The 12,197-nt window shown below is 71.3% G+C and carries 13 protein-coding genes; 4 read left to right on the top strand and 9 right to left on the bottom strand.

Annotated elements, in window-relative coordinates:
• Positions 1 to 151 precede the first annotated feature (151 nt).
• Positions 152 to 325 carry a hypothetical protein gene (locus Pph01_RS09300; protein ID WP_204072599.1) on the top strand — a complete coding sequence of 58 codons (174 nt, stop codon included), beginning with the start codon at positions 152 to 154 and terminating at the stop codon, positions 323 to 325.
• A 281-nt stretch (positions 326 to 606) separates the two neighbouring features.
• The gene (locus Pph01_RS09295) at positions 607 to 1,191 is read left to right on the top strand and encodes a DJ-1/PfpI family protein (protein WP_204072598.1); all 585 of its coding nucleotides are present in this window, start codon (positions 607 to 609) and stop codon (positions 1,189 to 1,191) included.
• A gap of 6 nt (positions 1,192 to 1,197) precedes the next feature.
• Here the strand turns inward: Pph01_RS09295 and Pph01_RS09290 are convergent, their stop codons facing one another.
• The 6 genes from Pph01_RS09290 to Pph01_RS09265 all read right to left on the bottom strand — a co-directional run bounded on the left by Pph01_RS09290 (position 1,198) and on the right by Pph01_RS09265 (position 7,526).
• Complete coding sequence (locus Pph01_RS09290; protein WP_204072597.1) at positions 1,198 to 2,166, bottom strand: M24 family metallopeptidase; 969 nt, start codon at positions 2,164 to 2,166, stop codon at positions 1,198 to 1,200.
• A 67-nt stretch (positions 2,167 to 2,233) separates the two neighbouring features.
• Positions 2,234 to 3,148, bottom strand: a complete 915-nt coding sequence (locus tag Pph01_RS09285) for an ABC transporter ATP-binding protein (RefSeq protein WP_204072596.1) — start codon at positions 3,146 to 3,148, stop codon at positions 2,234 to 2,236.
• Entirely contained in the window at positions 3,148 to 3,939 is a 792-nt protein-coding gene (locus tag Pph01_RS09280) for an ABC transporter ATP-binding protein (RefSeq protein WP_204072595.1), read from the bottom strand. Before Pph01_RS09280 ends, Pph01_RS09285 begins: the two co-directional genes overlap by 1 nt.
• A complete protein-coding gene (locus Pph01_RS09275; protein WP_239116543.1) occupies positions 3,936 to 4,832 on the bottom strand; it encodes an ABC transporter permease in 897 nt (298 codons plus the stop codon). Before Pph01_RS09275 ends, Pph01_RS09280 begins: the two co-directional genes overlap by 4 nt.
• Positions 4,829 to 5,959, bottom strand: coding sequence for an ABC transporter permease (locus Pph01_RS09270; protein ID WP_204072594.1), 1,131 nt, complete (start codon positions 5,957 to 5,959; stop codon positions 4,829 to 4,831). The genes Pph01_RS09275 and Pph01_RS09270 overlap by 4 nt, the downstream gene beginning before the upstream one ends.
• Positions 5,934 to 7,526, bottom strand: a complete 1,593-nt coding sequence (locus tag Pph01_RS09265) for an ABC transporter substrate-binding protein (RefSeq protein ID WP_204072593.1) — start codon at positions 7,524 to 7,526, stop codon at positions 5,934 to 5,936. Before Pph01_RS09265 ends, Pph01_RS09270 begins: the two co-directional genes overlap by 26 nt.
• Positions 7,527 to 7,646: 120 nt before the next feature.
• Here Pph01_RS09265 and Pph01_RS09260 point away from each other — a divergent pair, with 120 nt between their 5' ends.
• Complete coding sequence (locus tag Pph01_RS09260; protein WP_204072592.1) at positions 7,647 to 8,282, top strand: Lrp/AsnC family transcriptional regulator; 636 nt, start codon at positions 7,647 to 7,649, stop codon at positions 8,280 to 8,282.
• Between the two features lie 7 nt (positions 8,283 to 8,289).
• Here Pph01_RS09260 and Pph01_RS09255 read toward each other — a convergent pair whose 3' ends face one another.
• Together Pph01_RS09255 and Pph01_RS09250 are read right to left on the bottom strand one after the other, a co-directional pair.
• Positions 8,290 to 8,637, bottom strand: a complete 348-nt coding sequence (locus Pph01_RS09255; protein ID WP_204072591.1) for an avidin-fold protein — start codon at positions 8,635 to 8,637, stop codon at positions 8,290 to 8,292.
• Positions 8,638 to 8,761: 124 nt separating this feature from the next.
• Positions 8,762 to 9,790, bottom strand: a complete 1,029-nt coding sequence (locus Pph01_RS09250; RefSeq protein WP_204072590.1) for an ROK family protein — start codon at positions 9,788 to 9,790, stop codon at positions 8,762 to 8,764.
• 239 nt (positions 9,791 to 10,029) lie between these two features.
• Between Pph01_RS09250 and Pph01_RS09245 the strand changes: the two genes are divergently transcribed.
• On the top strand, positions 10,030 to 10,977 hold the full coding sequence (locus Pph01_RS09245) for an endonuclease/exonuclease/phosphatase family protein (protein WP_204072589.1): 948 nt from the start codon (positions 10,030 to 10,032) through the stop codon (positions 10,975 to 10,977).
• Between the two features lie 36 nt (positions 10,978 to 11,013).
• On the opposite strand, the gene Pph01_RS09240 is transcribed toward Pph01_RS09245, so the two are convergent.
• A complete protein-coding gene (locus tag Pph01_RS09240) occupies positions 11,014 to 12,120 on the bottom strand; it encodes an MBL fold metallo-hydrolase (RefSeq protein WP_204072588.1) in 1,107 nt (368 codons plus the stop codon).
• Positions 12,121 to 12,197: the final 77 nt, after the last annotated feature.

The raw sequence follows: 12,197 nt of genomic DNA, 5'->3' as shown, positions 1-12,197 counted from the left end.
GGCGCCGATGGCCGCCGCGACGGGCCATTCGATGAGCCCGAGGACGGCGAGCGCGCCCAGGCCGCCGTAGTAGACGATGCGCTCAGGCGGGGGGAGGAACGTCCGAGCGATGTCCACGGCCTGTCCGACCTCACGCTTGCTGATGTGAGGCATGTCCATGTGCGGCATCCGCATTTCCGGCTGGCGGACCTGGATGCTCATGAACGGCAGGTTGAGCTTGAGCTGGTGGCCGGAGGGCCTCTTCGCCACTGCGGGCCTCTTCGCCACTGCGGAGCGAGTTCTGGAGGTGCTGGACGTTCGCGTGCGTGACGGCCTTGTCGTCTGAGCCACGGTCATGGTTCCTCCCCCGAGTGCGAAACCCCCCGGCATGGTGGCGGGGTGTGGTCGGCCTGCCCGTGAGGTCCACGAGTGCAAAACGACCTTTCTATCTTCCACCGTGTCAGGTGGGGTTTCTGGAGCCGATAGCGGTTATTTGCTCACTTTTGCAGAAGCGATCTCCTGCATAGAGCTCGCTTCCGGGATATTCCCCACTAAAGCGCCCTTGGCTCGTCATAAGCGCGCGAAATCGAGTGGGATGACCAGAAACCGGTGCGCGAGGATGTCGACATGACACGTATCGGCATCCTGTTGTTCGAGCACGTCGAGGAGTTGGACGCGGTGGGCCCCTGGGAGGTGTTCGGCATGTGGGCGACCAAATGGCCGGGCGAGGCGGAGGTGGTCGCGTTCGCCGCCGAGGCCGGACCGGTTCTCGCGTCGAAGGGCATGACGCTGCACGCCGACCGCGGATACGCGGACGTCGGGCCGCTCGACGTGCTGGTCTATCCGGGGGGAAGGGGCACGCGCCCGCACCTCGGCGACCCCGCCCGGCTGGCGTGGGTGCGCGAGCAGCGGGAGCGGGTGCCGTTGCTGACCAGCGTGTGCACCGGCTCGCTCGTCTTCGCCGCCGCTGGACTGCTCGCCGGCCGCCCGGCGACCACGCACTGGGGCAGCCTCGACACCCTGAAGGAGCTCGACCCGAGCATCGACGTGCGGCCCGACGACCGCTACGTGGACGACGGCGACATCGTCACGTCCTCCGGAGTCTCCGCGGGGATCGACATGGCGCTGCACGTCGTCGCGCGGCTGGCGGGGACGGAACGCGCCCGGGAGGTCAGGCGCATGATGCAGTACGACCCGATGCCCCCGGTGTAGCGCCGGTCAGTGGTCGGCGATGTGCAGGGCCTGGGGGCCGGAGCTCAGCCGCTCCGGCCCCTCGGGGCCGCAGAGCACGACGTCGGCCACCCGCGCGCCGAACAGGTCGGGCAGATGGATGGCCGTTTCCAGGCAGACCGTCATGCCGGGGGCCAGCAGTTCGCCGGAGTCCAGCGACGGGCCCTCGTGGTCGCTGAGGCCGATTCCTCGCCCCTGCCGTTCGGACATGTAGTGGCCGTAGCCGCTGCCGTCGATCACCTCCCGGGCGAGCCGGGCCGGCTCGGAGGCTGGAACTCCCGCTCGTACGACCCCGGAAGCCGCCTGCTGGGCCGCGAGGACCACCGAATACATGGCCTCGAAGTCCTCGGGGGGCTCGGCGACGGCGAACACGCGGGCCACCTCCGCGCAGTAGCCGTCCCACCGCCCGCAGACCGATACGGCCACCGCGTCTCCGGGGTTGATCACCCGGTCGCACGGCGTGTGCGCCGGGTCGGCCGTGTGCTCACCCGCCGCGACGACCACGGAGAGGGCCTCGTCGCACCCGGCCTCCGCCAGCATCGCGCGCAGTCTGTAGCCCATGCCCCGCTCCGTGGCGCCGAACCAGGTCAGGTCCCGAGCCGCGAGCAGCACCGAGTCGGCGGCCGAGGCCGCCCGTCGCAGGGCCGCGACCTCGGCCGGACGCTTCGTCAGGCGGAGCGGCCCCAGCACGACCGAGGCCAGCATGAGCTCGGCGTCCAGCCCCATGATGAGCAGCTCCCGCGCCCGGGTCTCGGGGTCGACGGCGACGCGCCTCGCCGAGACGGGAACGAGTGACGCGGCCTCGGCCGGTCCCCGTGCCGTCCGCGGCGGTCCCTCGAGCGTGAGGACGAGATAGCCGGCGCCCCGCCCGCCGAGATAACGGAAGTCGGGGGAGGGGCGCAGCACCAGCGCGTCGACGCCCGCGGCGGCCATCCCCGCCCGCACGTCGTCGATCATGCCCGGGTCCATCAACGGAGGTCCGTCAGGCGCGGCTCGCTCCGGCGTGGCCCGTCGTGCCGCTCGGTCACGCCGGCTCGTGAAGCCAGCAGGCGACCGGCCCGAACTCCGGTTCCCGGTCCCGGCAGACGTCCATCACCAGCGGGCAGCGCGGGTGGAACCGGCACCCGGAGGGCGGATCCGCCGGGTCGGGCACGTCACCGGGCAACTCCGCGGGTAGCACGCCGCGGCCGTCGGGGTGCGGGATCGCGCCGAGAAGGGCCCGGGTGTAGGGGTGCTTCGGATCGGCCCACACCTCCGCGGTGGGTCCCGTCTCGACGATCCTCCCGAGGTACATCACCGCGATGCGGTCGGCGATCAGCCGCACGACCGACAGGTCGTGGCTGATGAACAGCAGCCCGGCCCCGGACTCCACGGCCAGGTCGCGCATCAGCCGCGCCACGTGCGACTGGGCCGAGGCGTCGAGCGCCGAGATCGGCTCGTCTCCGATCAGCAGGGACGGCCTGGCCGCCAGCGCTCTGGCGATCGCGATCCGCTGCCGCTGCCCGCCCGAGAACTCGTGCGGGAAGCGCTCGGCGAACTCGCGGGGCAGCCCGACGCGTTCGAGCAGGTCCTCGGGGGTCGCGGTGCGGTCGCCGGCCGTGCGGAGCCCGTCGGCTATCTGCGCGCCCACCCGCCGCCGCGGATTGAGCGAGGCGTAGGGGTCCTGGAAGACCATCTGCGCGCCGGTGAGCGCCCGGCTCCGGCTGCGCAGCCCGAGAGGGGTCACCGGGTGCCCGCCGACCGTGATCGTGCCCGCTGCCGCCGGATGCAGGCCGCAGACCGCACGCGCCAGCGTGGACTTGCCGCACCCCGACTCGCCGACGAGACCGACGACCTCCCCGGCCGCGACGGTCAGGCTCGCCCCCGCCACGGCCCGGACGAGGGGGCGTCCCGGCGTGCGGTGCTCGACGACGAGGTCGTCGATCGTCAGCAGTGTCATCACCGCTCCTCTTGCGGAAGCTCGGAGCCGTCCCCTGGCAGGGACTCCAGCAGGGCGCGGGTGTACGCGTGGCTCGGCTCCGTGAGCACCTGCCCGCGCGGCCCGGTCTCCACGACCAGCCCGTCCTTCATCACGCTCACCTCGTCGGCCACCGCCGACATCACGCCGAGGTCGTGGGTCACGAGGAGCACCGCCAGGCCGAGGTCGTCGCAGAGCCCGCGCAGCAGCCGCAGGATGCCCGCCTGGACGGTCACGTCGAGCGCCGTCGTCGGCTCGTCCGCGATGAGCACCTTGGGCTCGCAGGCCAGGGCGACGGCGATGGCGATCCGCTGGCGCATGCCGCCCGAGAACTGGTGGGGGTAGCGGTCGACGGCCGCCTCCGGAGAGGGGATGCGCACCTTGGCGAGCAGGCCGACGGCCCGCTCGCGGGCCTCCTTCCTGCCGATGCCGAGGTGGTGCCGCATGTGCTCGGTCAGCTGGACGCCGACCGTCACCATGGGGTGCAGGCTGGTGGCGGGGTCCTGGAAGACCATCGCGATCTCGGCCCCGCGCACCGCGTTGAGCCGCTTGGGGGGCATGGTGAGCAGGTCCCGGCCCTCCAGCTCGATCCGGCCGGCCGCACGTGACCCGTGGGGCAGCAGGCCGAGCACGGCGAGCCCGGTGATCGTCTTACCCGAGCCGCTCTCGCCCGCCAGGCCGTGGACGTGGCCGGAGTCGACCGCGAGGTCGACGCCGCGCAGGATCTCCGCGTCGCCGATGGAGACCTTCAGGTCCGAGATGGTCAGCGTCACAGCGCACGCTCCTTGATGGCCCGGGCGGTACGGGGGTCGAGGGCGTCGCGCAGCGAGTCACCGAGGAAGTTGAACGCGAGGACCACGGTCAGGATGGCCAGGCCGGGGAAGGTGGCGACCCACCAGCTGTCGAAGACCTCCACCCCCGAGGCGACCATCGCGCCCCACTCGGGTGAAGGCGGCTTCGCGCCCAGCCCAAGGAACGACAGCCCGGAGAGCAGGAGCAACGCCGTCCCGATGTCGAGGGTGGCGAGGACCATGATCGGTCCCGTCACGTTGGGCAGGACGTCCACCCGGAGTGAGCGCCAGGCGGAGAAGCCGAGCAGGCGCCCGCTCAGGACGAACTCCCGCTCCCGGACCCCCAGCACCAGGCCGCGCGTCACCCGGGCGTAGGACGGCCACGCGACGACCAGTACGGCGAGGACCGCGTTGGCCAGGCTCGCCCCGAGCGCGGCCGCCACGACCATGGCGAGGATCACCGTGGGGAAGGCGAACACCAGGTCGGCCACCCGCATGATCGTCTCGCCCACCCATCGGCCGAAATATCCGGCGGCGGCGCCCAGCAGGCCGCCGATCAGGACCGACAGCGCCACGAGCAGCAACGTGAGGGGGATCGAGACCCGTGCGCCGTACATGACCCGGCTCAGGATGTCGCGCCCGAGTTGGTCGGTGCCGAACCAGTGCCCGGCGCCGGGCGGCGCCAGGCGCGGCAGGTCCTGCGCCAGTGGATCGTGCGGCGCAAGCAGGGGCGCGGCGACGGCGATCACGATCCAGGCGAGGGCGATGACGCCCCCGGCCACGGCCAGGGGCCGCCGCCACGCCTCCGGCAGCCGGACCCGCCGCGGCCGGATCTCCGCCGGCGAAGGCCGGCCGAGGATCCCGGGTCGTTTCACGAGACCCTCACTCTCGGGTCGATGACGCCGTAGAGCACGTCGACGACGAGGTTGATGACGAGGTAGACCAGGCCGACCACGAGCCCGACCCCCATGACGGCCGGCAGGTCGAGGGTCGTCGCGCTCTTGTAGGCGTACTGTCCGACGCCCGGCCAGGCGAAGACCGCCTCGACCAGCACCGTGCCGGACAGCAGGCTGCCGAACGCGAGACCGGCGACGGTGATGATCGGCACCAGGGCGGGCCGCAGGACGTACCGGAACAGGACGACCCGGCCCGGCAGCCCCTTCGCCCGCGCGGCGCGGACGTAGTCCTGCCCGAGCACCTCCAGCACCGCGGAGCGGGTGAAGCGGGTGAGCAGGCCGATCGTGTACAGGGCCAGCACGAGCGCGGGGGCGAGCAGGTGCCCGACGGCCGAGGCGAACACGTCCCATTGGCCCGCCAGCGCGGAGTCGACCGTGTAGAGCCCGGTGACCTGCGGCGGCGGGCTCAGGCCCGGGTCGATCCTGCCGCTGCCCGGTGTGATCTGCAGCCGGAAGAAGAACACGTAGAACGCCACGAGCGCCAGCCAGAACGTCGGCACGGAGATGCCGATGAGGCTGACGAGCCTGAGCACGTGGTCGGACGGTCGATCGCGGCGCAGGGCGGCGATCACTCCGAAGGCCACCCCCAGGACAAGGGAGATGATGATCGCGGTTCCGGCCAGCTCCAGGGTCGCCGGGACGAACTCGGCGAGGTCGTCGCGGACCGGGCGGTGACTCTGCTGGCTCATCCCGAGGTCGCCGTGCAGCAGCCCCTCCAGATGCAGCAGGTACTGCTCCGGCAGGGGCCGGTCGAGGCCGTGGTCGGCCCGCCACTGGGCCACGATGGCGGGATCGCCGAGGGCCCGCTGGCCGAGGTTGGCCGCCACGGGGTCGCCGGGGACCAGGTTGGTCAGCACGAACGTGACCAGCGAGATGGCCACCGCCAGAAGCAGCGCGACGGCCACCCTGCGGGCCAGGAAGCGGGCCAGGGGCCTGCGGGAGCCGCGCGGCCCCCGCCCGGTACGGCCACGCGGCGCGGGGGCCGTGGGCCCCTGCGCCGCCGTACCGGACCCTGGTTCGCTACTTGACGCCGAGGCCGGCGACATCGACGGTCCACACCGGGTTGTAGGCCATGCCCGTGACGGTCCCCGCCGTCACGATGTTCTGGCTGGGCTGGACGAGAGGGACGAAGGGGCCGGACGCGTTGAGCTTCGTCTGGATGTCGGCGTACGCCTGCTTGCGCGCGTCGTCGCCGAGCGTGGTCGCCGCCTTGTCACCGGCCGCCTCGAGGTCCTTGTCCGCCCCCGCCTTCCAGCCGGCCCGCAGGCCGACGAGCTTGCCGGGGAGGAAGGCCAGGTAGTCGCTGGGGTCCGGATAGTCGGGACCCCAGTACCAGAGGCCGAGCTCCTCCTTGCCGTTGCGGTAGTTGTCCAGGGCGGTGGTGACCGGCGCGGGAGCCAGCTCCACGTTGATGCCGACCTCCTTGAGGTTGGCCTGGATCCGCTCGGCCAGCGGCTGGAAGGACAGGCCGTTGACGGTCAGCTCGCTCGGGTACTCGAGCTTCACCGTCGGGTTGCTCTGGCCGCTCGACTGGAGCGCGGCCTTGGCCCCCTCGACGTCACGCTTGGCGACCTGGTCGGGCGGGAGCGCGCCGAGCAGCATCGACGGGATCACGCCCGGAGCCTGCACCGACCCCTCTCCCGCGAGCTCGAGCAGGCCCGCGTAGTCGACTCCCTTGCGGACCGCCTCGGCGAAGCCGGGGCTGGAGGTCACCTTGCTGACCGACGGGTCCTGGTTGGCCAGCAGGAAGATGACGTTGGCCGACGGCGTCTTGGTGACCTGGAGGCCGCCGGAGATGCCGGACACCTGGTCACCGGACAGGTTCAGCGCCACCTGGCTGTCGCCGCGCTGCACGTTGAGCTTCTGCGTGGCGGCCTCGACGTTGCGGATGACCACCTTGTCGTAGACCGGCTTGCGCGCCCCCCAGTACTTCGCGTTCGCCTTGAGCACGACCTGGTTGCTGACGTTGAACGACTCGATCGTGTACGGCCCCGAGCCGGCGGAGTTCGAGTTCAGGTACTGCTCGGCCTTGTCGTTGGCGTCGGTGGTCGCGCCGTTGGCCTTGGCGACCTTGGAGTTGAGGATGCCGAGGGCCGGGTTGGGGAGCAGGAACGGCAGGGCGGGGTTGGGCGTCTTGGACGTCAGGGTGATCGTGGACTCGTCGGTCTTGGCGACGTCCACCCCGTCGAGGAGGAAGGACGGGGTGCCCTTCATGTCCCGCACCCGGGTCAGCGAGAACACCACGTCGTCGGCCGTGACGGGGGACCCGTCGGCGAAGGTCGCGCCCTTGCGGAGCTTGAGCGTGAGAGTGGTGCCGTCGGGCGACAGCTCGTACGACTCGGCCAGGGCCGGGACCGGCTTGGTCACGTCGGACCCGTCGAAGGTGAGCAACGTGTCGTAGATCGCCTTGTCGACGATCAGGCCGGTGGGCTCGTAGGTGCGGCCGGGGTCGGCCGTCTTCAGGTCGAACGAGGTGTCGATCACGAGCGTCTTGCCCGCGGTGCCCGGGGACGTCGTCGACGAACCGCCGCCGGAGCAGGCGGCGAGGGAGAGGAAGCCGGTGAGCAGCACCGGCAGCAGGGCTGCCTGCGCCTGCCGCGAACGGGTCGCCATTTCTGTATCCTCCGAAAATGGACCGTGTAGACGTTTGGTCGCCGATCGTCCAGGATTGTCCGGCAGAAAGTCCAGCTAGTACGGCAAAGCCGAGACGAAACGCCCGCGGAGGATTAGACGATGACCGAAACGTCAAGCAACCCGAGCACTGAGGGCGGCCCGCCTGGACGGATCGGCATCGGCCTGGAGCTCGACGCCACGCATCTGAAGATCCTCGAGGTGCTCCGGGAGAACGGGCGGATCTCCGTGGCAGCGCTCGCCGAGCGGGTCGGCATCTCCCGGGCGAACGCGTACACGCGCTTCGAGGCGCTCCGCGCAGACGGCGCGATCAGAAGGTTCACGGCCGAGATCGACCACACGCGCGCCGGGCTGGGCATCACCGCGCTGATCTTCGTGACCGTCCGGCAGCAGATGTGGCGTCAGTTCCGCGCCGAGCTCGCCCAGATGCCCGAGGTGGAGTACTGCGCCATCACCACGGGGCAGCACGACGCCATGATCCAGATCCGGGTCGCGGACGTCGCCGCCGTCCACACCATGGTCACCGAACGCCTGGCCAACATCCCGGCCGTCAAGGCGACCGAGACGGTCTTCATCCTCGACGAGGTGATCAGGCGGCCCTACGTCCTGCCGAGCGACCGCGGCCCGGGCCGTCCCCCGCGCCGTTCGGCCCCGGCGCCCGCGCAGGAGCCCGTCCCGCTCGGCAAGCTGGGCTTCGTAGGCGCGGCGGAGGGCCGGGCGGGGCTCGGCAAGGAGTAGCGCCCCGTCACCGAAGCTCGGCGCAGACGCTGACGTGCGTCTCGTCGTCACCGGCGAACTGGAACTCCTCGACCAGCCGCAGCCGGCCGTCGGGCAGGGTCTCGATGCGGCTGCTGCTCTGGCCGCTCGCCCGCTCGCCGGTCGTCAGCAGGTGGACGTACGACAGCTCGATCCGGTCGGCGTCCCTGGTGCCGACGAACCGGCCGTGCTCCACCGTGTCCCCGGCGTAGCTGCCCCAGATGACCCCGCCGGCCTCCTCGTAGGCGAACTCGGTCGGCGCGTCGGGGTCGACGGAGCTGGACGTGGAGCTGATCATGGCGAATCTGCGGCCGTTGAGGAGGTCCTTGTCGTTCACGCCTCCGCATCGTGCCGGACTTGCGGACTTCTGTAACCAGACCTGGACGTTTCTCTCACAATCGGGCGTTACCCGTGGTGATCCGTCCAGGTTCGGAGGCTGCCGACAGGTGACAGGCGGGAGATCAGCGGCCGACGATCTCGCTGAGGGCGGCCAGCGCGGCGCCGCGAGCACCCGCCATGTCCAGGTCCTCCACGAGCGCCACGGTCGCGACCCGCTGCTGCTCCTCGCGCAGAAGCGTGTGCTCGCGCACCGTCTCCAGGAACCACTCGCGGAAGTGCGGCGCGGCCTCGACCACGCCGCCTCCGACGAAGTACGCGTCAGGGTCGGTGAAGTTGGCCGCGATGGTGAACAGCCGCCCGATCGCCTTCGCCTGCTGCTCGAAGACCTTGAGCGCGAGCTCGTCGCCGTTCTCCGCGTAGCCGCGCAGCAGCTTGGCCGCCTTGCCGATCGGCTCGACCCGGGCGAGCTCGTGGTCGGGATACCGCGACAACCAGTAGGGCAGGAGGTTCCTCTCGATGCCGGTCAGGGAGGCGACGCTCTCGGCGTCGCCGGAGAACCCGCAGTTGCAGGCGGGCAGCGGCTGGCCCTCCTCCAGCAGCCCGTGCATCGGGATGTGGACGTGACCGAGCTCGCCCGCCATGCCGGCGGCGCCCTTCACCACCTGGCCGGACTCGATGACGCCGCCGCCGAGCCCGGTGCCGACGATGGCGGAGACCGAGGAGTTGTCCCACGCGTCGTCGCCGAACCGGACGTGGTGGGTGTAGAGCGCGGCGGCGTTCCCGTCGTTGTTGTAGACGACCGGCAGGCCCAGCCGGGCCTCGAGCGCGCCCCGGAAGTCGTAGCCGTACCAGCCGGGGTCGACGAAGTTCGTCGCGCCCTTCGATGAGATCACCCCGTTGGCGCTCGCCGGCCCCGGAGTGTCCAGGCCCACGGCGCGGACCCGCTCGGCGGCCGTGCCGGTGACGTCGAGCACGTTCTGCAGGGCGAGGACGAGCTGCTCGACGGCGATCTCCGGGCCCTCGCGGACGAGGCTGGGCGTCTCGACCAGCCGGTCCACCAGGAACCGCCCCGAGGCGTCCAGGATCGTCGCGTTGTTGCTGGTACCACCGTTGTCCAGGCCGACGACGACCCAGGACCCTGCATCTGCCATTGGGGGTGTTCCTTCTGTCGCGCTTGTGAGAGCTGACACTACGAGAGATCGCACGCCCAGCACACCCCGCGCTTCACCGCCGCGGCCCGCCGCATCAGTCTGACATGTCCAGTTGGAGTGGCTTTACAGAAACTGTGTTGGGTTTCGCGATGCGATGTCCTCGCCAGAGACCCTGGAGCGGTACATAGTGAATCCGTCTCCGGAATCCCTTGATTCGACCCCTACCCCGGGTGGCGGCCATGGCTGTAGTCGGCACGTGGAACCTCGAGAACCTCTACCGTCCGGGCGGCGAGTTCGGCCCCCGCGACCCGGCGGCCTACGAGGCCAAGCTCAAGGCGCTGAGTGGAACGATCACCAGGATCTCTCCCGACGTCCTCGGCGTGGAGGAGGTCGGCGACCCGGCGGCCCTCGGAGACCTGGTCTCCCTCCTCGGCGGCGAGTGGCACGTCGCGCTCTCGCGGCATCCCGACGCGCGCGGCATCCGCGTCGGCTTCGTCAGCAGGCTCCCTCTCCAGGTGCTGCACGACATCGCCGGCTTCTCCCATCCGCTGTCACCCGTCCAGGCGGACGACAACGGGGCGACCACCTTCCAGACCAGCAGGGGCGTGCTGGCCGTACGAGTGGAACCGAGGCCCGGAACCACGCTCGACCTGGTGGTCTGCCACCTCAAGTCGAAGCTGCTGTCGTTCCCCGGCAAGCGCTTCCAGCCGCGGGACGAGGGGGAGCGGGCCAGGTTCGGCGCGTACGCGCTGTACCGGCGCAGCGCCGAGGCCGTCACCGTGCGGACCCTCGCCGACGGGCTTCTCGACCGTCAGGGGGACAAGCGGGGCGTCATCGTGCTCGGCGACCTCAACGACGAGCCCGAGGCGGCGACCACGCAGATCCTGCTCGGCCCGCCCGGCTCGGAGATCGGCACTGTGGGGGAGCGGCGGCCGGACAAGGGCGACGCGACGCGCCTGTGGAACCTCGCGCCGCTCATCCCCGAGGCCGAGCGGCACTCCCGCGTCTACCACGGCCGCGGCGAGCTGATCGACCACATCCTGGTCAGCCGGGCCGTCCTGGAACGCGTGGAGTCGGTCAGGTCGGTGGTCGACCACGGGTTGCCGTCGGTCGGGGACGAGCCGGCGGCACGCCGGGACGCGGCAGACTCCGACCACGCGCCCATAGTCGCGACGCTGTCGATCTGAGGCGCGCCGATCTGACTGGGCGCTCTGCCCGGACGGCTACGCGATCGTCTGCCACCAGGCGTCGACGGGCGGCGGGGCGTCCACGTTCACCCGCTCGCCGGGCCGGGGCACGACGAGCCGGACGTCGCGCGCCTTCGCCTCCCGCCACAGCCGCTCGATCGGTTCGCTCCAGGCATGGTAGGAGAGGTTGAAGGTCCCCCAGTGCACCGGCAGGAGCACACCCGCGCGCACGTCGAGGTGCGTGAGGATCGCCTCCTCCGGCGTCATGTGGATGTCCGGCCAGCCGGGGCTGTACGCGCCGATCTGGACGAGCGACAGGTCGAAGGGGCCGTGCTCCTCGCCGATGGCCGCGTACCCGGCGAAGTAGCCGGTGTCGCCCGTGTAGAACACCCGCCTGCGCTCGCCGGCGACCACCCAGGAGGCCCAGAGGGTCTGGTCGCGGGTGAACACGCGGCCGGAGAAGTGCTGGGCGGGGGTCGCGACGAAGCGCAGCCCGGAGACGACGGCCTCCTCGTTCCAGTCGAGCTCGATGATCCGCGACGCGGGCACCTTCCACCGCTGGAGATGGGCGCCGACCCCCAGGGGCACGAGGAACGGCGCGGATCCCACCCGGGTCAGCGCCCTGACGGTCTCCAGGTCGAGATGGTCGTAGTGGTCGTGGGAGATCACGATGGCGTCGACCTCGGGCAGGTCGTGCAGCGGCACCGGGACGGGATGCAGCCGCCGGGGCCCGGCCAGCGGGGAGGGCGAGCAGCGGTCGCTCCACACCGGGTCGAACAGGACGCGCCTGCCCTCGATCTCCACCATCGCCGAGGAGTGGCCGTACCAGATGACGTCCAGATCGCCCTCCGGCGCGCGGGACGGCGTCACGAGCGGCACCGGCAGCCGGGGAGCGCGCCGCTGCTTCCCGAAGATCATCTCGCGTGCGACCCGGCTGACCGTGCCGGGAGGCAGGATCGGGCTCGGGTTGCCGTTCCGGAACGCGCCGTTTCGGAACTGGGGCGAGCGCCGCACCCGGTGGGCCCGGTCTCCGGAAGGCCGCGAACCGAGGGCGGCGGGAATGCCGCGCAGCGCCCACCCGGCGGCGCCGAGGGCGACCGCTCCGGTGATCAGGGCCAGCTTCCGGCCGTGTCGACCTGCCATTGAACACTCTCCTTGCCGGGGGCGGCGCGGCGCCGGTACGGCGCGAAACAGAATGGGGCGAATCGGGATGGGTGAGC

This window comes from Planotetraspora phitsanulokensis (genome assembly GCF_016863295.1).
In the GTDB taxonomy this organism is placed as follows: Bacteria; Actinomycetota; Actinomycetes; order Streptosporangiales; family Streptosporangiaceae; genus Planotetraspora; species Planotetraspora phitsanulokensis.
This window is presented reverse-complemented; position numbering and strand designations above follow the sequence as displayed.

What these genes read in the sequence shown, in the direction of transcription:
- Pph01_RS09250 (WP_204072590.1), bottom strand. Translation starts at nt 9,790, where the DNA reads ATGGCAGATGCAGGGTCCTGGGTCGTCGTCGGCCTGGACAACGGTGGT.
- Pph01_RS09265 (WP_204072593.1), bottom strand. Translation starts at nt 7,526, where the DNA reads ATGGCGACCCGTTCGCGGCAGGCGCAGGCAGCCCTGCTGCCGGTGCTG.
- Pph01_RS09245 (WP_204072589.1), top strand. Translation starts at nt 10,030, where the DNA reads ATGGCTGTAGTCGGCACGTGGAACCTCGAGAACCTCTACCGTCCGGGC.
- Pph01_RS09285 (WP_204072596.1), bottom strand. Translation starts at nt 3,148, where the DNA reads ATGACACTGCTGACGATCGACGACCTCGTCGTCGAGCACCGCACGCCG.
- Pph01_RS09300 (WP_204072599.1), top strand. Translation starts at nt 152, where the DNA reads ATGTCCATGTGCGGCATCCGCATTTCCGGCTGGCGGACCTGGATGCTC.
- Pph01_RS09240 (WP_204072588.1), bottom strand. Translation starts at nt 12,120, where the DNA reads ATGGCAGGTCGACACGGCCGGAAGCTGGCCCTGATCACCGGAGCGGTC.
- Pph01_RS09270 (WP_204072594.1), bottom strand. Translation starts at nt 5,959, where the DNA reads ATGTCGCCGGCCTCGGCGTCAAGTAGCGAACCAGGGTCCGGTACGGCG.
- Pph01_RS09260 (WP_204072592.1), top strand. Translation starts at nt 7,647, where the DNA reads ATGACCGAAACGTCAAGCAACCCGAGCACTGAGGGCGGCCCGCCTGGA.
- Pph01_RS09290 (WP_204072597.1), bottom strand. Translation starts at nt 2,166, where the DNA reads ATGATCGACGACGTGCGGGCGGGGATGGCCGCCGCGGGCGTCGACGCG.
- Pph01_RS09295 (WP_204072598.1), top strand. Translation starts at nt 607, where the DNA reads ATGACACGTATCGGCATCCTGTTGTTCGAGCACGTCGAGGAGTTGGAC.